At 62.3% G+C, this 23729-nt stretch carries 20 protein-coding genes and 1 pseudogene; 1 reads left to right on the plus strand and 20 read right to left on the minus strand.

All coding sequences use genetic code 11. From position 1 onward, the window contains the following. Window positions 1-20: 20 nt before the first annotated feature. From A9W96_RS24145 to A9W96_RS24225, 19 genes are all read right to left on the minus strand, one after another. Window positions 21-1184: a virulence factor Mce family protein gene (locus tag A9W96_RS24145; protein WP_067143668.1), complete on the minus strand. Its 1164-nt coding sequence runs from the start codon at window positions 1182-1184 to the stop codon at window positions 21-23. Between the two features lie 23 nt (window positions 1185-1207). Further along, window positions 1208-2818, minus strand: a complete 1611-nt coding sequence (locus A9W96_RS24150) for a virulence factor Mce family protein (protein ID WP_067143671.1) — start codon at window positions 2816-2818, stop codon at window positions 1208-1210. Further along, a complete protein-coding gene (locus A9W96_RS24155) occupies window positions 2815-4407 on the minus strand; it encodes a virulence factor Mce family protein (RefSeq protein ID WP_067143673.1) in 1593 nt (530 codons plus the stop codon). Before A9W96_RS24155 ends, A9W96_RS24150 begins: the two co-directional genes overlap by 4 nt. Then, complete coding sequence (locus tag A9W96_RS24160) at window positions 4404-5441, minus strand: virulence factor Mce family protein (protein WP_067143676.1); 1038 nt, start codon at window positions 5439-5441, stop codon at window positions 4404-4406. The genes A9W96_RS24155 and A9W96_RS24160 overlap by 4 nt, the downstream gene beginning before the upstream one ends. Beyond that, on the minus strand, window positions 5438-6745 hold the full coding sequence (locus A9W96_RS24165) for an MCE family protein (RefSeq protein WP_067143679.1): 1308 nt from the start codon (window positions 6743-6745) through the stop codon (window positions 5438-5440). The genes A9W96_RS24160 and A9W96_RS24165 overlap by 4 nt, the downstream gene beginning before the upstream one ends. 5 nt (window positions 6746-6750) lie before the next feature. Further along, complete coding sequence (locus tag A9W96_RS24170; protein ID WP_067143682.1) at window positions 6751-7620, minus strand: ABC transporter permease; 870 nt, start codon at window positions 7618-7620, stop codon at window positions 6751-6753. A 1-nt stretch (window position 7621) separates the two neighbouring features. Then, window positions 7622-8422 (minus strand): ABC transporter permease, encoded by an 801-nt coding sequence (locus tag A9W96_RS24175; RefSeq protein ID WP_067143685.1) that lies wholly within the window; start codon window positions 8420-8422, stop codon window positions 7622-7624. 861 nt (window positions 8423-9283) lie between these two features. Further along, window positions 9284-9394 carry a transposase gene (locus A9W96_RS33460; protein ID WP_369830866.1) on the minus strand — a complete coding sequence of 37 codons (111 nt, stop codon included), beginning with the start codon at window positions 9392-9394 and terminating at the stop codon, window positions 9284-9286. 246 nt (window positions 9395-9640) lie between these two features. After that, complete coding sequence (locus tag A9W96_RS24180; protein ID WP_067143689.1) at window positions 9641-10312, minus strand: TetR/AcrR family transcriptional regulator; 672 nt, start codon at window positions 10310-10312, stop codon at window positions 9641-9643. A gap of 340 nt (window positions 10313-10652) precedes the next feature. Next, a complete protein-coding gene (locus A9W96_RS32345; protein WP_197499624.1) occupies window positions 10653-11084 on the minus strand; it encodes a hypothetical protein in 432 nt (143 codons plus the stop codon). A 717-nt stretch (window positions 11085-11801) separates the two neighbouring features. Further along, complete coding sequence (locus A9W96_RS24190; protein ID WP_231999837.1) at window positions 11802-12839, minus strand: acetylserotonin O-methyltransferase; 1038 nt, start codon at window positions 12837-12839, stop codon at window positions 11802-11804. A 188-nt stretch (window positions 12840-13027) separates the two neighbouring features. After that, complete coding sequence (locus A9W96_RS31725; RefSeq protein ID WP_156765389.1) at window positions 13028-13459, minus strand: hypothetical protein; 432 nt, start codon at window positions 13457-13459, stop codon at window positions 13028-13030. A gap of 1078 nt (window positions 13460-14537) precedes the next feature. Next, window positions 14538-15776, minus strand: a complete 1239-nt coding sequence (locus tag A9W96_RS24195) for an acyl-CoA dehydrogenase family protein (RefSeq protein WP_082972574.1) — start codon at window positions 15774-15776, stop codon at window positions 14538-14540. Continuing rightward, a complete protein-coding gene (locus A9W96_RS24200; RefSeq protein ID WP_082972575.1) occupies window positions 15773-16597 on the minus strand; it encodes an alpha/beta fold hydrolase in 825 nt (274 codons plus the stop codon). The genes A9W96_RS24195 and A9W96_RS24200 overlap by 4 nt, the downstream gene beginning before the upstream one ends. A 162-nt stretch (window positions 16598-16759) precedes the next feature. Then, window positions 16760-17134 (minus strand): hypothetical protein, encoded by a 375-nt coding sequence (locus A9W96_RS24205; RefSeq protein ID WP_067143699.1) that lies wholly within the window; start codon window positions 17132-17134, stop codon window positions 16760-16762. Further along, window positions 17131-18369: an SRPBCC family protein gene (locus A9W96_RS24210; RefSeq protein WP_067143701.1), complete on the minus strand. Its 1239-nt coding sequence runs from the start codon at window positions 18367-18369 to the stop codon at window positions 17131-17133. Before A9W96_RS24210 ends, A9W96_RS24205 begins: the two co-directional genes overlap by 4 nt. Before the next feature lie 37 nt (window positions 18370-18406). Further along, a complete protein-coding gene (locus A9W96_RS24215; protein ID WP_197499626.1) occupies window positions 18407-18901 on the minus strand; it encodes a VOC family protein in 495 nt (164 codons plus the stop codon). 67 nt (window positions 18902-18968) lie between these two features. Beyond that, a complete protein-coding gene (locus A9W96_RS24220; protein ID WP_197499627.1) occupies window positions 18969-20081 on the minus strand; it encodes an enolase C-terminal domain-like protein in 1113 nt (370 codons plus the stop codon). A gap of 799 nt (window positions 20082-20880) precedes the next feature. After that, window positions 20881-21927 (minus strand): AraC family transcriptional regulator, encoded by a 1047-nt coding sequence (locus A9W96_RS24225; protein WP_067143708.1) that lies wholly within the window; start codon window positions 21925-21927, stop codon window positions 20881-20883. A 168-nt stretch (window positions 21928-22095) separates the two neighbouring features. Here A9W96_RS24225 and A9W96_RS24230 point away from each other — a divergent pair. Next, a pseudogene (locus tag A9W96_RS24230) lies at window positions 22096-22609 on the plus strand (integrase core domain-containing protein); the annotation flags it as partial. Window positions 22610-23253: 644 nt separating this feature from the next. Here A9W96_RS24230 and A9W96_RS33465 read toward each other — a convergent pair. Beyond that, window positions 23254-23418: a VOC family protein gene (locus tag A9W96_RS33465; protein WP_369830867.1), complete on the minus strand. Its 165-nt coding sequence runs from the start codon at window positions 23416-23418 to the stop codon at window positions 23254-23256. Between the last annotated feature and the right edge of the window lie 311 nt (window positions 23419-23729).

Here is a 23729-nt window from a genome sequence, read left to right on the forward strand (position 1 = left end):
CTGGCGTCGGATGAAGGGAGTCAGCAATTCCTGTCCCCCCTTTCCACCAGCGGTCCACCCGGTGCGTCATTCGGGTTTGGCGTGTAACGCACGTCCGGGATCATCGTCTCCGGGTCGCGCCCGAACGACTGCTCGAGTGCCCGCAGGGCTCCCGACAAACCTGTCCCGGTCAAGACCGCGTTGTCGACGGCGCTGTAGGTCACGTCGAGCGTCAGCGACTGGTTGAGATAATCGCCGCGGATGATCTTCGGGACGTTGTCGATGTCGAACGGTGCAGTGAAAATCAGCTTCAGCGCGCCGATCAGGTCCGGCGACGCCCGGCCGAGCTCCTTCAGCGGGCACTGCAGCGCCTGCAGGTCGGTGTGCAGCGGCCCGCGCGCCTCCGACAGGTACTGGTCGGCGGTCTGGCTGAGCCGCCCCACCGAGTCGACGGCGTTGATCAGCAGGTTCTTGGTGTCGGCGAAATGCTTGATCAGCGGCGGGACGTCGGTGAGCACCCGATCCAAGACGTCGGCCCGGCCCCCCACGTAGGTCAACAGCCGGTTGGTCGAGTCGATCGCGTGCGTGATGTCATCGCGCTGCTGATTGAGCTGGTTGGTGAAAGTGTCCAGCTTGCCGAGCAGCGCCCGGATCTGGTCGCCCCGCCCGTTGAAGATGTTGTAAACCTCGTTCTGCAACACCTCCAGGTTCGGGATGCCGCCGCCGCGCAGGATCAGCGAGAGGCTGGCCAGCGTCTGCTCGGTGGTGGGGTACGAGGTCGAGTTCTTCAGCGGAATGGTGTCGCCGCTCTTGAGCAGTTCGGGCGACGGGTTAGGGGGCGCGGCGAGCTCGACGTGCTGGGAACCCAGCAGCGACGTCTGGCCGATCCTGGCGGTGGCGTTCTTGGGCAGCTTGGTGTTCTTGTCCACGCCCAGGGTCAGGGTGGCGATCCAGTTCTTCAGCTTGATGGCCTTGATCGAGCCGACGAAGACGTCGGCAACCATCACCTTGCTGTTGCCGTTGATCGCCAGGGTGTCGGGCACCTGCACATAGATGGTCATCGCGCCTGACCCACTGCCGGGACCACCCGGAACCGTCAGGTTCGCAATCCCGCGCCAGCCACACGAGCTGAGCACCATCGCGGCCACCAGCAGGGTCAGCCCTTGCCAGGTCCGGCGACGGACCACCAGCAGCGCGCCCCTCATGGGCCGACGGTTCGGCTTGCCGCTCACTGGCCACCTCCGAAGTCAGCGGGTGCTGCCGGGCCACCGGCGTTCGGCGCCGGCGCCGACACCGGCGCCGGTGTCAGGGCGACCGGGCCCGGGACCACCTCCGGCCCCGGCGGCGGCGGAATCGGCACCGGGGCATTCAGCCCGATGGGCGGCACGATCGGGTTCTCGTCGTAGGCGTTCGGCGGACCCGGCGGGGTCTGCAGGGTCGACTGGACGGGCGCGATGTTCGGCCCACCCATCAGCTCGCCCAGCGAGTCCGGGGTCATCAGGCCCGCGGTGATCGGCCCGACCTGCTGGCCCTGCATACCCGGAGCGACGATCCAGCCCGGCTGGGTGTTGCGGTGCGACGTCGGGGTGTCCGGTGACCAGATGCCCGGCACGGTGGTGTCCTTGTATCCGTTCGGCGGATGCAACCGCGGCTCGGAGTAAGCCACTTCCTTGGGTAGCACCGCGGCCGGGCTGAACGCGTTCAACCCGAACGGCAAGTAGTTGAACTTGATCGCATCCAAAATCGGCGAGAGGTACTGCGCACACAGTTCGGCCGACTCCTGGTAGCCCAACCGGCTAGCGGCCTGGATCGCACTGCAGACGAACTGCATCGGGTTGGCGAATTCGGTCAACGCCGGAAGGGATTCGAGCGCGCCTTGCGCCGGGTGATAGGCCTGCAACGTGTTTGCTGCCGCGGTCGGCAGCACGTGCAACGTGGTCTCCAGCCCATTGAGAGGATCTGGTTGGACCAGTGTGTTAGTGAGGTCCGCGAAATGGTGAAAGTCATCAGCCAGCACTTCGCGGTTCTTGTCGAGGAACGGACGAATTGTGGCGAGCAAGCTGTCGATTTGTTGCACCGCGTTGGACAGGTCGCTATCGGAATGCGCGAGCCGGGTGGTGAAATCCGCCAGGTTCTGGTTGAGCGCGACGAACTGCTGGTCGTCCTGGTGCAGTGCGTTGACGAACAGCGCCAGGCTGCGCACCACCGCAAACAAGTCACCGCGACCCTCGTTCAATGCAGTCAGCGCCTGCGACAAGTTGGTCAGCGTGGTGTTGAACTGCTTGCCCTTGCCGGCCAACCCGTCCGCGAACGAGGAGATGACCTCACCGAACGGCCCCGTCGGCTGCTCGGGCGTCGGGCCCAGCTTGGAGATGATGTTGGTGATGCTGTTGCGCAGCTGGTCCCACTCCACCGGCACCTGCGTGCGCTCCTCGGGGATCACCGCGTTGTCGGCCAGCACCGGACCGCCCTTGTAGGCCGGCTCCAGCTGAATGGACCGCGAAGCCACCAGGGTGGGGTTGAGGATCACCGCCGACGCGTTCGCCGGAACCTTGTACTTGTTCTCGTAGTGGAAGGTGACCTTCATCTTGTCGCCGCTGGGCTCGATCTTGTCGATCGCCCCCACCCGCAGGCCCATGATCTGCACCTTGTCCCCCGCGTACAGCGCGTTCGCCGCCGGGAAATAGGCCACCACGGTGTTGTTGGTCAGCTTCTCGTACAGCCGCCAGCCGACGTAGCCCACGACGAGCGCCAGGATCACCACCAGCGAACCGATGATGACCGAGGCCCGAGACAGCTTCGGTAGCCGAATATTGCGGATGTCAAAGATGGTGCTCAATTCTGGCTACCTCCCCCCGCTGCGCCGCTGCCTCCGGCTCCGCCCGGGTTGATGAACGGGGCCGGCAGCTGGTTGCCCAGCCCGGGTGGCGCGGCCGGCCCCGGCGGGAAGCCCGGCGCGAACGTCGACGGCGGCGGCGTCGGCCCGGCCGGCGCCAGGTTCTCGGTGCGTGCACCCGGCGGCGCTTGCGCCGGCAACGGCACCGGGGTGCCCGGAACGTCGGGCGGCGGATCACCCGGCCGGCCCGCGATCGGGATGCCCGGCGTCGGCGGCAAACCGGCGGGGTTGGGCGGCGACGTCATCACGTCGACCGGCGCGGGGAAGCCCGGCCCGCCGAACGGGCCCGACGCCGCGCCCGCACACGGCAACGGATTCCATGGCCGCGGCAGACCCTCGTCCCCGACGGTGACATTGCCGCCGGGGTTGGCCGGCGTGTACGAGCACGGCGATCCCGGTGGGACGGCCGGGCCAGGATGATCGGGCGTGCCTTCCAGCACCGGCGGCGCCGGCGGCGGCGCACCGTTGGGAAACCGAGTGCCGTTCGGGTCAGGGAACCGGAAGGCCGGTAAACCCACACTGCGCCAGAAGTTCTCCGGATCGATGCCGCGCTTCTTAAACGCCGCGTCAATAAACGGTTGCAGAATCGCACCGGGAGGCAGGTTGGTGATAGCAACTTTGGCGAACGGACCTGAGCCGACGGCATCGTTCAAACCCGGCAAAGATTTGCCGAGATCGACGAAACCCGCGGCGATGTCGTCCTTGCGCTGCACCAGGACATCGCTGAGCGTGCGCAGCTGCTCTAGCACGTGGTTCAGGTTCGGGTTGTCGTTGATCAGGCCCTTGACCTGTTCGGAGATCGCGGCGATGTTGCCCAGCAGGGCGTCGATGGCCTGGCCGCGTTCGTTGAAGGCGACCAGCAGCGTCTTGGTGCTGACCAGCAACCGGTCGATCTGATCGCTACGATCACCAAGAATGCCCGCCACCTGGTTGGCCTGGGCCAGCAGGTGCTTGACCTCTTCGTCGCGCTTGCCGATGGTGGCGGAGAACTTCTCAAGGCCTTCCAGGGCCGGGCTCAGGTGCGGGTAGGTCTGGTCGATGGTCTGCGACAGCACGTGCAGGGACTGCTTAATAGTGTCGATGTCCCAGCCCTGGGCGGCCTTGGTGAAGTCGGATGCCGCGTCGTAAATCTGGTAGGGCGTGGTGCTCTGGCCGATCGGCAACGTCGCGCCCGGGCGCAGCGGCTGAGTGCCGCGCGCCTCCAGATCAAGGACCTTCTTTCCGAGGATGGTGTCGGTCTTGACTGCGAGCCGGCTCTCGGTGCCGATGGTGCTGGCCCCGATGGAGAACTCCACCACGATGTGGTCGCCGTCGATCTTGAGGCCCTCGACCTTGCCGACGTCCACGCCGGCGATGCGCACCTTGTCGCCGTTGCTGAGACCTCCGGTGTCGGTGAATTGCCCGTAATAGTGCGGTTTGGCCATCAACATCGGGACGCTGGTGAAGCTTTGGCCCACACCGATCACCAGCAGCATCACGACGATGCTCATCAGCCCGATGCGGACCCGGTTCGGGGGTTCGAGTGTTCTCATTGCGGAGTGCACCTACCCGTCGGCTGCTGGAACAGCCGGACCGTGCGGACCGGGCCGCCGGCCTGCAGACCGTTGATCTTCAGGGTCAGATCGCACAGATAGAAGTTCGCGAAGTCCCCATAGGCCCCGACGCGCCCGATCAGGTTTAACGCCGCCGGTGTTCGATGGAGCAGATCACTGAGCTGATCGCGCTGGTCGATGAGCGGCTGTTGGATCGCATCGAAGCGATCCAACGTCTTGTGCAGCAGCGTGCGATTCTCGGCCAGCAGGTCGGCGACCGTGCCGGCGGCGTTGCTGATGTGCGCGGTCCCCCCGGCCAATTGGTCACCGTGGTCCTTCAGACCGGTGATCAACACCTCCAGATTGTTGATGGTCTGGTCGAACTGCTGCCGGTGCCGGACCGTCGTGTCCAGCACGGTGTTCAGGTTCTTGATGACCTCGCCGATCGCCTGGTCGCGCTCGCCGAGTTGGCTGGTCAGCTGCGCGGTTTGGTCGAGGATGTCGTTGATGGTGCCGCCCTCACCCTGAAACGCGGTGACCAGCGAGCTCGTGATGGTGTTGACCTTTTGCGGGTCCAGCGCCCGGAACAACGGCTTGAAACCACCGATCAGGGCGTCGAGGTCGAGGGCCGGCTGGGTGCGGGCGAGCGGGATGAACCCACCCGGCGCCAGCACCTTGTCGGCGCCGTCGCCCTGACCGCGCTTGAGTTCGAGGTAGCGGTTGCCGATCAGGTCCAGGTAGCGGATCTGGGCGGTTGTCGACTGGTAGAGCGGGATCGAGCGGTCGACGTTGAATTTCACCCGCGCCCGCTTGCCGCCGTCGACCAGTTCCACCGTGTCGACCTTGCCGACCTCGACCCCGGAGGCGCGGACGAACTGGCCCGCGCGCAGACCGCTGACGTTGGTGAACTCCGCCGAGTACCCGCTGGTGCGGTCGAAGCGCATCTGACCGAACACCACGATGATCATCACGGTGAAGACCAGCAGCACCACCGAGAAGATGCTGAGCTTGACAAGGGTTCCGGTGATTTTCATGGGTTGATCGTGTTATCCCCTACCTGGCGTCCCCAGACGTACTCGGCCGCAAACGGCGATCCGGTGTCCAGGTGGTTGTACGGCGCGAGGCTGTTGCCGGTGTCCATCACCAGTTCCGGTGCGGGCCACAGGTGACGGGTGATGGGCTGCCAGCACCCCGGGGCACCGCCGGGGCCGCCGCGCGCGTTCACCCGGGGCAAATTCTCCGGATAGGTATACGGGTTAGGCACCCCACCGACCAGCCCGGCGAGCCCACCAATTCCCATCGTCAGGCCGAGAAGTGCCGCACTGCTGGTGGGGTTAAACAAGAGCCCCGCAAGGGAGGTCACTTCCGTGTTCGTTTTCAGCGCGTAGCCGTTACCGCCGGCGAAGGCCTTGACGCTGGGTTCGAGGTCGTGGTAGTTGCGGATGGTGCAGTACAGCTCGGGGCTGTAGGTGTCCAGCAGTTGCGCCGTCGGCACCAGGTCCTGCGCGGCGCGGGCAAAATACGGCCCAGCACGTCCAAAGATGTCTTCACCAGTGTTGCCTAAACCAGCGGCCGACAGCAGCGCTTGGTCGAAATCTCTTTGCTGAGAGTTGAGTGTGCGGGAGGTGATCACCGCATTGTTCACAAAGTCCAACAAATCCGGCGACGCGTTTGCATACGTGTCCCCCACCGCCGCGAGCTGCTGAATGTCCTTGCGCGACTGGGGCATCCGCGGATTCACATCATCGAGCAGCACATTGGCGTTGGCCAACGACTGACCCAACTTCTCCCCCAACCCCGTCAACGCCTGCGCCGCCGCACTCAACGTCAGATTCAGTTTGACCGGATCCACCTTCTCCGCGATCGAAGTGATCGTCTGAAACAACGTGTTGATCTCGGTGGTCACCGAGCGCGCGTCAATCACGTGCTCATGGGTGATTCGTTGAGCGGAAGGGATTTTCGGAGAGCTCAGCGATACATACTTGTTGCCGAACACCGTGGACGCTTTGATATCGGCGTTCACATTCGACGGAATCAACGACAAATACCGCGGATAGACCTCCAGGCTTAACTTCGCCGCCGGCTTGCCATCGCGCACCACCTCCGAAATCGCGCCAACGCGGCCGATCGGCACCCCGTTGTAGGTGACCTTGGAGCCGGGGTTCATCACCAACCCGGCCCGCGACGCCAACATGGTGAGCTGGACCTTGGGAGTGAAGTCCCCGCGAAACTGGCCGTAAACCAGGGCCAGCACCAACCCAAACAGCACTATCAGTGCGACGCCATTTAACTTGTATCTGGGGGTGAGCGCCTTGCTTTGCTTCGCTGAATGGTTCATGGCGGCTACACCGTGAGATTGAAGTTTGGGTTGACGGCATATAGCGTGAGCTGGGCGAGCAGCACGACTACCTGCACCGACACCAGTGACAATCGCATGGACCGGCCCACGGCCTCACCGACCCCGACCGGACCGCCACGAGCGGAATAGCCGTAGAAGCAGTGGGTGATCATCACCACCGCGGCGATGAAGAAGACCTCCACGAAGGACCAGAACACGTCATCGGGGCGCAGGAACGTCTGAAAGTAGTGTGTGTAGGTGCCGTTCGATTGTCCGTAGAACAGGGTGGTGATTACCTGGGGGGACACAAACGACACGATCATCGCCATGGCATGGAGCGGGACGATTACCACCAGCCCGGCCAGGACCCGAGATGACGCCAGGAACGAAATCGACTTGATGCCCATTACTTCCAGCGCGTCGATCTCCTCGCTGATGCGCATCGCCCCCAGCTCCGCCGTGGCGCCGGCCCCGACGGTGGCGGCCAGCGCGATACCGATAACGACGGGTGCGGCGAAGCGCACGTTGATCAACGCGGCCAAAAACCCGACGAACGCCTCGACCCCGATATTGCCCAAGGACGCGAACCCCTGGATCGCGATCAACGAGCTGCCCGACAGCGTTACAAAACCCACGATTACGGCGGTGCCGCCGACGACAGCCAAAGCACCGGCGCCCATGCCGACCTCGGCAACGAGTCGCAGCGTTTCTCGGCGATATTGGCGCAATGCGTGCGGGATTTGCGCGATGCTGGTCCGGGCGAACCAGGCCAAATGTCCGAGCTCATCTAGGCCGCGCGGTGCGGCACCGCCATAGCGACGCACTGCTCGGATTGCACGCGGGAAGCGCGCACGCACGACGGTAGCGGTCGACATGTCAGTGGCCCGTTCCGAATCGCACACCGATGGCCGTCAGCACCACGTTGACGGCGAAGAGTGCGACCACGCAAAGCACCACGGTCTCGTTGACAGCAGTGCCCAGGCCCTTGGCGCCACCCCGCACAGTCAGCCCGCGGTAACAACCGACTAGCCCGGCGATGAGGCCGAACGAAGCCGCCTTGACGGTCGCGATCACCACCTCGGGCAACCCGGTGATGGTGGTCAGGGTGGCCAGGTAGGCGCCACCCGACACGTTCTGCAGGTAAACACCGAAGATATAGCCGCCCACCAGGCCCACAGTGATCACCAGACCGTTGAGAAGGGTGGATACCGAGGTCGCGGCGATCACCCGGGGCACCACCAGCCGGTAGATCGGATCGATGCCGAGCACTTCCATCGCGTCGATCTCTTCGCGGATGTTGCGCGCGCCCAGGTCCGCGCAGATCGCGGTCGAGCCTGCCCCGGCGACCACCAGCACCGTGACCTGCGGACCCAGCTGGGTAACGGCGGCCAGCGCGGCGCCGGCGCCCGCGAGGTCAGCGGCGCCGATTTCGGCCAACAGGATATTGATCGTGAAGATGAGCAGCACAGTCAGCGGGATCGCGACCATCATGGTCGGCACCAGCGCAACACTCATAATGAACCAGCACTGAAAGACGAACTCACGCCACTGAAACGGGGCGCGGAACAGTGCTTTGCCCACCAGCACACACATCCGGAAAAATCCCCCGATCAATTCCAACGGGGTCCTGGTCTGGTCACGGAAGTAGTCCATGAGCCGAGGGTGCAGCGTGGTCATCTCCGCCCTCCTATCAGCTCAGACCGTGAACGGCGGTTCTCGCCTGTAGCCCTCGGACACCGTCGAGAAGTCCAGTCCACTGGCGTGCGGCGTGTTTGTGTGCCCGGTGTGGACCACACGACGGATCGACTCTCCGACAAGGAATGGTCACCGTTCCCGACGCCGCAGTTCGGCTGGCTCGTCCGTCATCGCTGAAGGCCCTTTCTATCGCCTACCTCACAGGTGCAATGGCAGACATTACATACTGACCACACGTACAGTCAATATGCGTCCAGCAAATATCGCACGTCGCGATCGTGGCAACCGAAACGCCACCGGGCGAAAACCGAAACGCACTGCTAACAGCGGGTTCTCGCAGGTCAACACCCCGGTGTGGTGTTCTGCAAGATTGACAGGAAACTCGCTAAAACCTTCTTCGGGTACCGGTTTACTTGACCGTCTGTACGGTGTGCACTTTGCACCTCGTTACTCGAACGCGCTGGAAGGCCACCTCAAGCACGCTTCACTCGGTGCTCGCAGACCGGTTGCATAACTTGAGTCGCATCGGGGTCATTTCTCGGCGCTCGGTGATGGTCCTCATCAGGTCACGGGTCCAAAACGCGTGGCCGCCTCCGAAAATGTTCTGCGCCTTCGCCGTTCAGTCGGCGTGCGGGTGAACGGCTCTACATCCGCACTGCTCTGCAGACGATTGAGACTGGCCGACCTGTCAACGAGCCTCGGAGCAGTCCGCCACCGAAATCTCCTGATTCGGTGTCAAACGTCTCGGACAAGACCCAGTCGCTTCGATGCCATGATTCGCGAAGATAGGTTGGCCGGCGACGCAACCTGGTAGCGGTATCTTTACGTTCGTCGAGCAACGCCTCAGACGGCGATTTGCCCCAGCAGTTCGTCACAACGGGCCGCTACGTGGCCGCCGAAAATCCTGCGCCGGTACTTTGGGCACCACACCAGGTGCAGCCCAAGCGAACACACCCGCCCGGAGTGCAGCGCTACCAACGCTCCGACATACCCCGCACCCTACGAAACGACACCGACAAAACTCACCACCACAGGGGGCTCACCGAGCCCGATTTCCCCGACGGCTCAAGCCGCCGGTCCCCTCGGCCCCGGACCGATGGATATCGACTACTTGGTGCAGAGAGGCATACGCCGTAGCCCCGCGATTATAGCTTGGCTTGCCGTCCGGCTTGGAACTTCCAGCCGTCGGAAAGGCCGAGATTAACCGGCGATTTCGGTCAACAAGGCGAGGCATTCGCGGACAACTACAACGACATGCCCGCGCGGATCCGCCCACTTGCTTAAGGCCAGGCGATCCAGCAACACACCGCCCAGAAAAACGTCGACGAAAGCCGCACCCACCTCCTCGGGCGTCTTGGAACCCTTAGCGTCATACCACACCCACATCCACTGAACCGAGCCCCACAACTGTAATGCGGCCAATTCGGCGTCAACGTTTCGAAACACACCGGCCTCGATCCCGTTGCGAATCTCGGCAATTGTGAACTCCTGCAATTCGTTTCGCAGCTTTCGCACTTCCTGCATTGCAGGATCATCCGACAACTGCACGACCTCCCGCTGACTGGCTATTGTCGCGTCGCGGGCGAGCACTTGCAGCAACGTCGAGGCATAGATGATCGCCGCGATTCGCTCTTGAGGGGCGGCCAGACGCTCCCACACCATCTGCAGTAACCGGATTTGGCCGGCCAGGTGAGATTCTTCGAGTTCACGCAGCATCTGGGCTTTAGTCCCGAAATGATGGACAATAGTACCCTTCGACATACCGAGTTCGTCGGCGATGTCACCCATGTTGGTTCTGTCGTAGCCACGTATGGCGACGTGGCGGACGAACGCTTCGAGAATCTCTGCGCGCCTACCGGCAGGTCTGGGCATTCAAATCCCATCCATGAAACAGACCGTACGAGCGGTCTATCGTAACATGTCGTCACATTGCCCTTCTGCCGCAGCGCCACCGCCCCGCCGACACCCTTTCCGCGGGCGGCCGACCCATATTCGAGCGATGTAACAACGCCGCTTTTGGCGGCTGCGAGGTTGCACGCACACGTAGCCCACGGTTCCCCCGCCAACTGCGCTCGAGAGGTTCACTGGGTGACGGGACCCAGGTTGCCGACCCCGAGCGGCGCTTAGACGCTGTTCCAGCGCTTCTTGTCACGCAACGGTCTGCGGCCGATGTGCGGTCGTCAAGAATGTTGAACCACAATCGCTTCGCCCACTACGCGCGAAGGTCCTCTCTTCCCACAGCCCAACCCACAGTGCCAAGGCTGGATGCCGCTGCAGGGCGATTATCAGACCCGTAGAGGGACGTGCAATTCTCAGTTGGCAGCATCATTTCGCCGGATGCGTCCCACGGCATCTGGGGTGTTTTGGCTGCAGGACGATCCGCCGGAGCTGTCACCACATATCTGCTCGTCCCTAGTTCTCGCTCGACCTCACCGTCGGTATAGATGGTCATGAGTTCCCTGCCATCAGGTTCCACAACGCACACAAAGCTGTCAGTATCAGGGTCGTACTCGAAGCTTTCCCAAGCCAACAAATACGCCAAACAACGTCCGTCATGGTCCGCTATGACGAGCTTGTGAACGCCTGATTCGCGCAATAACCTAGCGTCCTCGGCGTGCGCGTCACTGATTTGATCCTCGGGCATCTTCGTCTCCTTCTAGCCGTGGGTACGGTCATGCTTGGCGAGCAGAATCAGGGCTTGGCGCCCGAAACGCGGCCCGTTAACAACGCGGTGCCAACCGGGCTGATCGGCCTCACTAGTGCGGCGATACCGTCGAGGCTGGCCGGCAGGCAGAGAAGCATCCACAGTAGTGGCGGTCGATTCATGTGGCCGGAAGGACAGATCGAGTCCGGAAAGACGAAGACGGTGCTGCCCACAAACCACCTGTGAAACCCGTCCGTGCCGCCGAGTTAGCGGCGTGGCGAGGTTCGCGGCTCGATTCGCCGCGCAGCGGAATTCAGCGGCGGTCGCGGAATGCGAGACAGCGGCTAACAGCGTCAGCACGGTGCAACCCGATAACGCTGTTGCGCCCCGACACATGCGTACCGCCATGGCCGCAGCCCAGTAAGCAACATCGTAGCGACGGTAGGCGTCGAGTGGGCTGCATCACAACGACACTCTTATTGAATGAAAGGTTTGCCTCAGAGCACCTGTGTTGGCCGTTCGGAGATGACGCTGTGGAGTTTGGCTCGCGCTGCGTCAGTCGTCGATACGCGCCGACAACTGTTGAGGTTCAACTCGACTGAATAGCTCCCACCACCTTCGGTCGCCGCCGTCGGCACAATCGACGGCAACTCAACCTGCGCAAGCAGGACAGCACCTGGCGCCGCGTCTACGCGGCGAGTGTCGTAACAGGGCGCCTTAGGTCGCGTGTGCCTCGATGACGTTCAACGACGATGCGGTCTCAACGACACGGATCATCTGAAAGCCAGCGCCATCAAGCAGCCGGCGATACTCGCTGACGGTGCGTTCTCGGCCACTGATGAGCAGCATTTCCATATCCACCCACTTGCAACGGGATTCACCGTCGTCTTCGGGAATGATCCGTTCGATGAGTAGTAGCCTCGCGCCAGTGGCGGCGGCGGTGCGCACGTTCCGCAGGATCTCCAAGGCCGCGTCGTCGTTCCAGTCATGAATTATGTGCTTGAGAATGTAGGCGTCACCGCCGGTAGGGATCTCATCAAAGAACGAGCCTCCGACTAGTCGGACCCTCTCGGCAACGCGCTTTTCCTGTAGTAAGGGCGTCGCTCCGGCAATGACATGAGGTAGGTCGTACAGCACGCCTTGTGTAGTGGGTGACGAGGCCAGGATCGCGGCGAGCAGTCGCCCATGCCCGCCCGCAACGTCGACGATGGTGCGGTACGGAGTGAAGTCATACGCGTCGATGACAGGCCCGGTCGCCACCTCCGACCAACTCGTCATCGCGTCATCGAAAATGCGGCCGAACTCGGGGTTGTCGCCCAGGTAATCGAAAAAGCTTTTGCCGCGCAACGTTGGGATGACCGAGCGGCCGGTTCTGATCGCTTCCGTCAGCAGACTCCAATGCTCACGATGTTCGCGTGAACCGACGAACCGCGCCACAGCCGTCAGTGACATGGGGGTGTCCGAGCGCAACGGCTCGGCCAGCGGAGTTAGCTCGTACCGACCATCGGGGCGGCGAGCAAATATACCCTGCGAGATTAGGGCCCGCAGAAGGCGGTACAGTGCGTCCGGATCGGCCCCCACCGCTGCGGCCAGATCATCGATGGGTAGCGGGCCGCCGGTGAGTGCATCTGCCACGCCCAACTCGGCAACTGCAGTGATCGCTTGCGACACCCACGCCCCGAGGATCAACCCTTCGATGGCTGCCGCCAATGAACTCGCCTGCGGGCTGGCCAGAGGCACATCAGAATTCGTCACAGCACAACCTTTCGATACCAACCGAAATGCAAACAAGGGAGTCGGTGCAGTCCTGGAGACAGACAACCGCAGACGAGCGACGCAAAGCGGGCGCGATCATGTGAGGGCCCACGGGACGAGGGCCGGCCCCGTGGCGATGCCTCTCCCCGTCAGTTTCGGCGACGATATCCTCGGTGACACCGTGCCGGTTACGGGCGGCCACGCTGCTCCTCCACGACGGGCATCGATTGTGTGGGTTTGGTCAAAATGTCGCCCAGTTCCCATGATGGCGGGGTAATTCCGGCTTCGACAAAGGAAACGACACGGTCGTGCAGCGCTAGAGCTCGCCACTCGGTGTCGGTTGGGTACGCCCATTCCAGGTTCGGCTGATTTCCGAATGCTGAGACATGCGTGTGGAAAATGGCGGCCTCGGCACCTACACCGAAGCTCAGATCCAAACCCATCCAGAACGTGTAAATCCACGCGCCGCCTTCGCCTTCCCAGTAGCCGATCCGGCAGTAATCAGGATCAAGACGCCTAACCGTCCACTCATCAAGGGAGATCGGCCGTCCTGCGCGATCAAAGAAACGATCCCGCAAGCGTACTCGCGACGCCCCCTGTGCCATTAGCGGATTACTCATCACCGCCACTTCCCTTGTCGGATAGCAGCTTTCGGCGCCGAATGCCAAAGCCGAGTCTTCGCCGGCGTTGTGGATGATATTTGCGGCCGAGGACGAACGAGTGGGTTAGCGCCGACCAGTGCGCAACGCCAGCCTGGCTCACGGTGAGCAATTCCACAGGCTGGTCGTGGATCGGTTTGGGGGCAAGGAGCATCCCAGCAAGGTCTTGGCTATGAGTTATCGCGGCGCGATGCAATCCCAGGCCCGCCACTGCGGGCACACTTTGGCGATCTAACCCGTCGGCTGGGTCGACGTTCGCGAGGGCAGCTGCGAGGACGACTTCCTTCCGGGGATACGAGCGCACCAGAGACATCCCGTCTATCCTAGTCGATGAACATTCATCATCCACTATACACCGTTCAAATCCGCATCGGAGCCTGACAGCAGCCCAACTAGAAGCGATCGGGACGGTCGAGTGGGGCCAGTTGCTGGCACCGTCGACGAGTGTTTCGAGAGGTCCGCTTCCCGTGTGCCGGTACAGAGTTAGATGAACGTTTTCGATTTCCCCGGCCTTTGCGCGGCCAATCAAATCGATGGCGTGTCGTGTGCAGTGCGAACGGCCGGTAGGTGGAAAACAGTTGTCAATTGCGGCCGGTGGAACGAAAAAGCCGTCACGCGGGTGCTTGCCCGCGATCCATTCGGTGCGCCGAGTCCACCAGCGACCCAACGCCTGCGCGTGGACGAGATCTCGGTCGGCCTCCACACCGAGTATTCGTACGTGTGAGTAGTCGGCGAGCGCTAGCTCGGAATCTTTTAGTCGTGGCAATCAGCGGCAGTAGTGCGGCAGCAATCGGATTGATGTCTAACCAAAGGCGGTAGGCCGACTGGTGTTCGGCGTGCCAGGGGGCCAAGGCGCGCTCGGTGCATCGGCGCTGCAAGGTGATCAGCACGCGACGGTCTCGTCTCGGTTCATGAATTTCGGAGCCGCAAGAGCCGTCAGCCGAATTAGTCAGCTGGAGCACAGTGTTGGTTGGGCATACTCGGCGTCGTCGCTAGTGGCAAATCCCGGGCACAGCGGCGGCCATGGCGTCGCAGCGAGTTACACGAGCTGATTGAGTGCCCACTGAAGGCCCTCGGCCTCCCCGAGATAATCTTTGGCACACTCACCCCATGTCGGCTGGCTGACCTGAATGTGTTGTCCCATCGCGACGATATCGCGGTACAGACGCTGCAGACGGCCTGCCCTCAATCCGAGGCCTCCGGACTCCCTCACGGCGAAGGTGGCGTTGCCGACGTTTACGTCGTGCAGCAGAACAGACGCTGCGCGCATGTCGGTGAGGTCACGGCGGGTCACAGCGTCGCCGAGGTTTACCCGCTGCTGCGCTGCGCCGAATGCTTCGTACATGAAGGCCCGGGCACTGCGGTAGGCCGCCTCGGCCTTGCCGTAGTCGTGGGTGAACCGCGGGTCGTCAGCAAGTCGGAGTCCGCGTCGACGGGGCTGGCGGGCGAACGCAGCAATTTCATCGAGGAGCCGGCGGCCTGTCCCGAGTGGAACAGCGCAGTGCACGCTCATAGTCCAGGCGGTGAATCCCACCAGCTTCGCGTGGCCCTGTCCACCAAGAGGTGTCGTGAACGGCTTTTGGGCCGTATGCTCGAACGGCACGAACACGTTGGACATTGAATAGTCGACGCTGCCAGTAGCACGCATCCCCAAGGTGTCCCAGTTGCCTTCGACTTTGACGTTGGTCACTGGTGTGAAGAAGATGATCGCCACCGGGTCCCCCGCTTCGTCCAGAACAGGGTGATCGTTATCGACGACCGTCGCCATGCCGGTGGCCGTGTCGCAATGCAACAACGCGCTGCCGTATGACCACCGGCCCGACACGTGGTATCCGCCAGATGCGGGGGTCGCAATGCCGGTCGGAGCACCCTGACCGGCAACGAAGGGATAGCCCGGGGCTGTGAGCTTAGACCGGGCGGACTCGTCGAGCAGCAGCAGCGCTTTGCCTTGGACGCCTGGGATCATGGCCACCCACGCCGCCGATGTGTCGACATAGCTCAACGCTTCATACACGCGCAGGACGTCGTAGAGCGTGAGGTCTGCTCCCCCGCATTCTGCTGGCACCATCGCATCGAGTACGCCGCTGGCCTGGAGTGCGTCCATGGTGTCTTTGGTCAGCCGACCGGCATGTTCATTTTGCTCGGCACCGGCTTCGATCTCGTCCGCGCACTTGCCAATCCGGGCGATGAGGTCCTCAGCGATCGAAGACGTCGGTGTGGAAAGCATCATGGTTGGCTCCTGGTGTTCTGGTTTGAGAGGTGAAAGCTCGACGGTCATCGGATGAAGTCGCGGATGCGAGCAGCCAGCACCTGCGGTTCGTCAGTCATGGGTGCGTGCCCGCTGTGCGGCAGTGTGTCGACCGTCCAGAGCGGAAGGTTTTGGTCGCGAATCCAGGTGGTCCATCGGGGGTCGGATAGCTTGTCGTGCTTTCCCCATAGGGCGAGCACCGGAATGGCCACGTCGGAGAGGCGTTCGGTCAGATTGATATCGCCAAGCGCACAGAAGAGTGTCGAGGCCACCGGCGTGGGCATCGCGAGTGTCTCGGCGAAGAGCTCCTGGGCAAAGGCGCGTTCGGTGCGGTGGAAGAACATATCAGCGGTGCGTTGCGCGTGCGCCGCAAAGTCCTGTTCGATGCTGTGTCGCAGTGCGGCGAATTCGGCAGGCTCCACACCAAAGGGAAGCCCGGCGCGGCGCACGAAGCTCGGCACTGCCGGGCCTAGCAGGACCAGTTTCGAGAATCGTTTCTTCGCAGTGTCATTGACGACAGACACCATCGACACAGCTCCCCCCAGGGAATGGCCAACCAAAGTGACGTCGGTCGACTCCAGCACATCGACGAGTTCGGTGAGGTCGGCTGCGAGCTGCTTCACCGAGTAGCCGCCGGCGGGTATGTCGGATTGCCCGTGGCCGCGCGGATCGAAGGTGATGCATTGATGGTCGATACTCAAGTCCTCGACGATCGCCGACCAGATTCGCTGGGTGAGCGAAAAACCCTGGTGGAATACGATTGTCGGCCCTCGTCCCGTTATTGAGACGCTGAGCCGGATACCGCTGCTGAGTGCCAACCTGATTGGCGGTCTCACTTGCTGACCTTTCATCTGTCGTCGGGAAGTGTGCGATGCCCGCACGGGAAGATCCCAGCTAGCCGCGACACGGCTGACGCAGCCTGCTCCAGAAGTCAGCGGGGCTTCGCCAATCGGGGGCACGACTCTGCGTTCGCGGCCGCAGTCCACCGATTCTTGTCGAGCGATAGCAGCCGTTCACAGCGCGGGCATCATATTTGGGACGTGCGCAATCTTGAGCCGCGCTTGGTCGTACCCGCGGGGAACCGTTGGCGCATCGAAGCATTCGACACCGACCGCCACATCGACCAAGCTCAACAGGAGCTTGAGCAATGCGAGCCGGGGCGGATCGAGATCCTCCACCGGCGTTCCGCGCAGCGATTCGGCCGCATCTGCAGCGAACGGCAGCATGGTGGAGTAGAACTCGCGCAGCTCACCGATGCTTGTTGCAGCGCGGGTGTTAGCGCGTTGGGCGGCGTCATCGAGCGCCCACTTGGGCACATAACGTTCGAGCGCAGCGAACTGTTGCGGCAGTGTGGGATTAGTGCTGGCGGCTCTCTGCGTGTTGCTCATGCGATCGCCGCCTCCGCTCCGCTGACGATGTCGTCAACCGACTTGTGTAGATGTCGGAGCATCAGTTCCTGTTCCCCGAGGATCATGGTGGACTTAGCGCCGGAGGCGAGAACGGCTTGGGTCACTTCCAGTGTGGAGGCGTCCTCGCACATGGTGTCTCGGGCCAAGACGCGGTTGTACTCTTGCGCGAACCGCTCTAAGCCGTCACGGGCGGGTGGACAGTATGTGCGGGCCTCCCACAGGGTGCGGTCCGGGCCGAGGGGCAAGACGTCCATCGCCGCGTAGGAAGGTCCTGCGTTCACCAACCACAGGGTGTTCGGGAATATGAAGAAGGCGTCGAATGCCCAGTTGGTTCCACCGCCTCGATTCAATCCCGGCGGTGCACTGTCGAGGCCTTCGGTGTTCTCGTAGAACGACATCGAGGTGTTGATGATCATGTCTTCGACCGGATGAGATCTGCTCGCCGCGACACCGGGCACGGCGAGCCGACCGAGCCGGCCGTGAAATTCGAAGCCGTAAGCGTCGGCGGCGTTATCGTCTTTGGAATTGCGGAAGAGTTCCGCCACGGTTTTCTTGTGCAGAAAGCGGACGTGGTAGGACTCGAGGAAAGCGTCGAGGACCAGCTTCCAATTCGCGTTGACGACGGTGCGGTAGGAGTAGCAATGCGTGTACTGCTCGAAGGGGTAGCGGGTCAGAGAATCGGCAAAAGGGGCTAGGTACTCGTGCAGTCCCGGGCTACCGCTGTCGTCGAGTTTGATGAAGATGAAGCCACGCCAGACTTCGGTTCTGATGGATGTGAGGCCGGCTTTGGCATGGTCGATCGGGGGGAAGATTTCTTCCTGGGGTATGTAGCGCAAGGCACCGTCGGTCTGATACGTCCAACCGTGGAATCCGCACACAAAACTTCTGGCTGTTCCGCAGTCGTCCCAGACCAGCTTGTTGCAACGATGCGAACACACGTTGTGGAAGCCGCTTATCACACCGTCCCGTCCGCGTGTGAGAAGCACTGAGGTGCTGAATGATTCGAGCTCTTTGACGATGAAGTCCCCTGGTTTCGGCAGCTGCTCCTCGCGGCCCATAAACAGCCAGGATTTGCGGAAGACGCGGTCCCGTTCCTTCTCGAAGTAACTCTGGGAAAGGCAGGTGTCCACAGGCACCGGTTCAGTACCCAGGGCCGCACATGCCTCGGGTGTGAGGGTGAACGTGGGGCGGTGTTCCTCGGTTTGCGCAGTCATTGTGTCTCCTTAGTGTTCGAATGCCGATAGATGACTCTCACGCGAAATTCCGTATTGGAGCGTCGCCGTTCCAGTCGAGTGAGGCCGCGCGGAAGTTGCCGAACATCGTGGTCGTGGCGTCATCAACTTCGATAAGTTCCGTGTACCCGGGCACAATGCCTGTGGTATCGATGAAACCCAGTCGCGACCCTGTGGGCGCGCCAGCCTCAAAAACCAACTCCCGGTCGTCCTCGTTGTACCGCTTGATCTCTGCGTCGTAAGCGGTCGTGAGTTTCCCGAAGTGGTGGAAACCGTAGCCGTAGCGTTCTATGTGTTCGCGCCAAATCGACGGCTGATCGTCGTCGGGCTGTATCAGTTCGATGCAGATGTTCCCCGAGAACGCCATCGCCAGCGTTATGGCCGCCTCGGAGGGGGTACCTCGGTAGGTGGCATCCGCGCCTTTGAACCCGGCCAGCCGAAACCACGGTCCGGTGCCGAACTGCTCGACCCACGCGAGAATCGCGGAGTCCAGCTCCTCTACCAGGTAGGCCAATTGGAAGAGGTTCGACTTCTGCGCACAGAATGCGGGGGGTGACATGTGCCTCCTTGTTCGGACGGTTTCAATTGAGTTCGGCGATGGTGCGCCGACGAATGAGGTTCCAGTCGACGTCGATGCCCAGCCCCGGACGGTCCGGCGGATGCGCCTGTCCGTCGCGGTCGATGGTGATCTGTTCGGCGAGACCCCAGCTGAGGTGGTCCGATTCGTAGCGGCGGGGCGGATGTGGAACCAGCACCTCGTACCATTCGCAGTTGGGTATCGCGAGAGCGACATGGAGGACAGCGAGGTTGTTGAGCGCGTTATAGCCGTCGTGCAGTTCGCAGTTGAGGTGGAACGCTTCAGCAAGATGAGCGATTTTGATCAGCCCAGTGATGCCACCCTTGACCACGACGTCGCCACGGAGATAGTCCGTTGCTTGTTCGACGACCCACGGGGCGTGGTTGGTCACTCCTCCGCGGGTGAGTTCGGTGGCCAGCAGCGGAATTCTGAGTTGTTGGCGAAGACGCTTGTAGCCGTAGATGTCATCGACGGCCAGAGGGTCTTCGAACCACTCGTAACCCAACTCTTCGAGCATATGGCCGATGCGCAACGCTTGTGCGTAGGTGTAACCGGCGAAAGGATCTGCGAACAGTGGGTAAGTCGCCCCGACTGTTTCCCGCAACCCGCGGTATACGGCGGCGTCGGCTTCGACATGGACGGCTCGCGACGAACCCAGCCGACCGCGGTTCCGCATGCTGGGCGGATGAACTTTGTAGCCGGCGAAGCCTTGGTCTCGGAAGGCCACTGCCTCGTCGAGGTATGTGTCGATGTCCGGGTGCAGCCAGGACGAGGCGTAGGCGGGGATCGACGTTTTCGTTGTGCCCAGTAGCCGGTGAATGGGCAGTCCGGCGACCTTGCCTGCGATGTCCCATAGAGCTACATCGACATACGACTGAACTGTGGGATCGATGTCGCGCCGGGACCCCAACTGGACCCAGATTGCGCCGATGTCCAGCGGATCGCGATCGACGAGGAGCGGCTTCACCGTCGAGATAAGTTGCTGCGCCACAGCTGGTTCAGGCTGACTCATGAAGGTGTGCCCTTGAATACCTTCGTCAGTCTCGATCGTCAGCACGGCCTGTTCCACGGTGTTGCTCTCACCAGGGAAGGTTAAGAGCGTTTCTCGCTCGTGCACGAGTACTCGTAGACAGCTGATCTTCATCGCCGAGCCGCTTTGCCTCGGTCGCGACAGTCAGACGCGCACTGCATGGTCGTCGGCACTATTTCCAGCTCATCTGGCCGGCCAGAACCGACATGCGTGGTGAGCTGCGAACAGTTCTGGATGACCCGGTCGTGCAGACAACCTCGGACGGTCGGTGCTGACTCGGCGCCGCGAATCGCCTGTGCTGGTCCGCCAAACACTGGTGGGCGCAACGCGCCCGACGAGTGCCAGGACATCGGGCGGCGCCAACAGCTCTCGCCGGCTACCCGCGATGAGTTGCGTTGGTCGCGCTTCGTTGCGAAGCGCTGACCGGGTGCCGGTTCCGGCGCCAACGTTGCTTGAACGCTGTGCCCGCGAAATTTGAACTCAGACACTTCGCAGCTCCCTATCGTTCCTTGCCGCAGATGGTAGAAGCGAAATGGCACCTGGCGTGTCCAGTTTTCGCGGGAACTTATCCACCGATTGCCGGGTCAACCTGTCGAGGGAACGGTGCTAACGTCGCGCGCAAAGTAGTTTGCATCGGGCTGCCGGTGCCGTGGTCGGCGGATGCGGAAAGTGGATGCCCACCGGGGCGGTGACCCTGGCATTCGACAATGCGTGGTGCATTCGGTTCGACGCCTGCTCGCGGAGGTGTCGGCGGGGCGGCCGATCGACCCAGCGGATGACAAGTCAGGTCAGCAGTGGATGCCGTACCGCGCAAGTTCCGGCGCGGGTGGTCGCCGGACGGCGAATGCTGCAGCGGATCACCGAAACTCAGGGCAACGGTGGACGTTCAGGTTCGGAGTGAGGAGTTAGCTCGGTTGCGCAAATCCGCCGAGGGCGTGACACCGAAACGTTGGCGATAGATGGCCGAGAACCGTCCGGCATGTCGAAACCCCCAGCGGGCTGCAACGGCGCCAACGGTGGTGGACTCTGCGCTGGAGCGGTGCAGCTCATCTCTGATGAGCAGCAAGCGGGTCTCCCGGAGGTAGGCCGTCGGTGACATGTGTAGGTGTCGCTGGAACTGCTCCTCCAACGCGCGGACGCTGACATTGGCCGCGTGCGCGATGTCGACCACCGAGATTGATTCGTTCGCTTGTTCAGCGACAAAGCGCTGCGCAGCGCGAAGCGAGGCCGGGTAATCGGGATCCAGTCCGGTTTCATGAAGGGCATGGGTGAAGGAATGATCCTGCACAAAGAATAGCGAATTGATCAATAGTTGCGAGATGCTCGACGTCAGCGGGACGCGGGATCTGCTCGGGTCCCCCTCGAGCATCTCAAGTGCAGTCAACTCCAAAGCGCGCATGAGGGGGCGGCTGCGGGTCGCTGAGATCTCCAGTGGAAATGCAAATTCGACGGGTTCACTGATGGGTCGGTGCAGCATGGCGCTCAGCGCGGAGTCGAGGCTGGCCTTTTCGATGCGGACACATAAGTGTCGGTAGTCGCTACTCCAGTCACTGAAAAACACCGGCTGGTTCGGACTCATGACGATGCCGGTGGTACGTGTCAGCGTGCATACCTGGCCGCGGGTGCCGGCGGTGACATGGCCTGATACCGGTATCGCGATGATGTAGCGATCGCGCGGGGGCGGAGCGGTCACCAGCACGTCGGCGCCTACCGACATCAGACTTAGCTCCACACCGTCTGACTGGAATCGGCGCAGGTCCAGTTCGAAGTCGAGGGGTCCGCCCCGTATCTCAAGGCGGGCCGGGGCGTATGTTTCCCCTATCAGGGTCGCTGCCAGACTGGGGTCCCCTGTGATCGTTCGGCGCTCGTTCGAGAGAAGTTCCGACGCTTCCAAAATATCGCCCGGCAGTTCGGGCAGGACGGATTGGGTCACCAGCGCCGGCGGACGATTAAGGTGGCCCGCTGTCGCCATGTTCGGTGGGGGATTCCGCAAAGAACCTCATTATGTTGCGCCTGCCGGAATTATAGGGGATCAGCGGTTGCTTTTTGCCTGTCCGCGTCAAGCCATACCCGTCGGGCAGCTACTCGTCGGACCCGCCGCTGGCGCGCCCGCGGAAAAGGAAGCTCCCAAGCCAAAGCCGTCGCGCGAGCCACCGCCTCGGGCGCCCGAGCCGGCTACACATACCTGCACTCCGCCGTTGACGGCTACTCCAAGACTGGCCTCACAGAAGCACTCGATAACGAAAAAGTCGTCACCGCAATCGCGTTCATGCACCGCGCCAGCCAGGGTCTGGTTTGCCGCCCATGGCATCGCCCCCATCGAGCGGATCGTCACCGACAATGGCGCCTGCTATCGAGCCAAGGACTTCGTCCGGGTCCTGCACGGAGCCCGACACCAGCTCATGACGCCCTACACGCCGCGCCACCACGGCAAAGTAGAGAGGTACCACCGGATTCTGTCCGAGGAGTTCCTCTATGCGCGCACCTGGACCTCAGAGCAGTAACGGGCCAAAGCACTGAAAGTCTGGAATATCCACTTCAACTACCACCGACCGCATTCAGGCGCAGGCGGACAGCCACCAGCATCGCGGCTAACGTGCGGCGTCACTAACGTGCGTCCTCCTAGAGCTAGCGGCCGCCACGGCGAGAAGACCCCAGGGCCAAACCTCGTGGCCAGATCCAATGAGATGGCCCCAAGACCAATGAGAACGGAGACCTCAGCCGTGGCTATACGGACAGCCAATATGCGGCTTTACCGGTAAAGCACTCCCCGTTTCTGAAAGCTCGTGTAGCCCAACCCGATTTGACATCCGTGAACACCACGAAGGACGGAGCAACTCTATATGATTGCTGGGCAGGAGGATTCAAATTGCTCCATCCTGCTGGTCGCAGATGGCGATGATTCATCTGGTGAATCAAGGTCTGGGTCCGTTCGCCGACGTCTGCGCCCAGAGGCGGCGCGGCATCCCCCTCGGCGGGGGATTGCAGCGATTTCGTCCGCAAGGCGGTTTCGACTACCGGAGTTGAGAGTTCAGCTCTCGATGGGTGATGCTGGCGCTTCGGTAATTCCCAGGTCGGCCATGTCGCGGCATTCTTGCGCGACGGCTTGGCAGTCTTCATATGCGTAGAGCTGCGTGACATGTCCGCGGCAGATGCGGATGATGTGCACCCCACCCGCGCAGTGGGCTGACGGCATCCTGGACGATAACTGTTGCCTCTGCGCTTTAAGCCCGTACTACTCGGAACACTTGCACCCGGATCAGGTGGATGGCGAGTGGAAGAACCACAGCTGGCTCTCCAAGTCGCCGGCACCCCACTCCCGCACGCCATAGCCTTGATCGGTGGGCTCTTCAATAACCTGGGCGCCCGCGGCGGTGCACCGCTGATAGTGAGCATCGGCATCATCGACATTATTGACCGTGATTCCGTTTGTGGGATCACCGCGTTGAGATGATCAGCCACCCAACACGAATCGACACCGGCAGCGGCCGCGGTGGCACAACTTGGCCTGGGCAATACGGCCCCGCCGTACCTCGAATCAAGGATCACGTCCGCGACGCCTACCCGCAATCCCGCTTTCCTCACGCTGATGCCCACCCGGGCGTGGTGGATGCGCGTCCGATAAATCCGCCGCCTCTTTCTATCGGCAGACCAAAGCGGCGCCCAGACCGCTCGATCGGCTTTGCGGGAGCTATCTAGGTGTGCCGTCTGCGTCATGCGCCGACGGTACGGACT

The organism is Mycobacterium sp. 1245852.3, from assembly GCF_001669335.1.
GTDB classification, from domain to species: Bacteria; Actinomycetota; Actinomycetes; order Mycobacteriales; family Mycobacteriaceae; genus Mycobacterium; species Mycobacterium europaeum_A.

Excerpts from the sequence above, each read along its gene's own strand:
- A9W96_RS24145 (WP_067143668.1), bottom strand. The coding sequence starts at position 1,184 with ATGAGGGGCGCGCTGCTGGTGGTCCGTCGCCGGACCTGGCAAGGGCTG.
- A9W96_RS31725 (WP_156765389.1), bottom strand. The coding sequence starts at position 13,459 with ATGAGTAATCCGCTAATGGCACAGGGGGCGTCGCGAGTACGCTTGCGG.
- A9W96_RS24160 (WP_067143676.1), bottom strand. The coding sequence starts at position 5,441 with ATGAAAATCACCGGAACCCTTGTCAAGCTCAGCATCTTCTCGGTGGTG.
- A9W96_RS24155 (WP_067143673.1), bottom strand. The coding sequence starts at position 4,407 with ATGAGAACACTCGAACCCCCGAACCGGGTCCGCATCGGGCTGATGAGC.
- A9W96_RS24175 (WP_067143685.1), bottom strand. The coding sequence starts at position 8,422 with ATGACCACGCTGCACCCTCGGCTCATGGACTACTTCCGTGACCAGACC.
- A9W96_RS24210 (WP_067143701.1), bottom strand. The coding sequence starts at position 18,369 with ATGACTGCGCAAACCGAGGAACACCGCCCCACGTTCACCCTCACACCC.
- A9W96_RS24195 (WP_082972574.1), bottom strand. The coding sequence starts at position 15,776 with ATGACCGTCGAGCTTTCACCTCTCAAACCAGAACACCAGGAGCCAACC.
- A9W96_RS32345 (WP_197499624.1), bottom strand. The coding sequence starts at position 11,084 with ATGCCCGAGGATCAAATCAGTGACGCGCACGCCGAGGACGCTAGGTTA.
- A9W96_RS24165 (WP_067143679.1), bottom strand. The coding sequence starts at position 6,745 with ATGAACCATTCAGCGAAGCAAAGCAAGGCGCTCACCCCCAGATACAAG.
- A9W96_RS24170 (WP_067143682.1), bottom strand. The coding sequence starts at position 7,620 with ATGTCGACCGCTACCGTCGTGCGTGCGCGCTTCCCGCGTGCAATCCGA.
- A9W96_RS24200 (WP_082972575.1), bottom strand. The coding sequence starts at position 16,597 with ATGAAAGGTCAGCAAGTGAGACCGCCAATCAGGTTGGCACTCAGCAGC.
- A9W96_RS24180 (WP_067143689.1), bottom strand. The coding sequence starts at position 10,312 with ATGCCCAGACCTGCCGGTAGGCGCGCAGAGATTCTCGAAGCGTTCGTC.
- A9W96_RS24205 (WP_067143699.1), bottom strand. The coding sequence starts at position 17,134 with ATGAGCAACACGCAGAGAGCCGCCAGCACTAATCCCACACTGCCGCAA.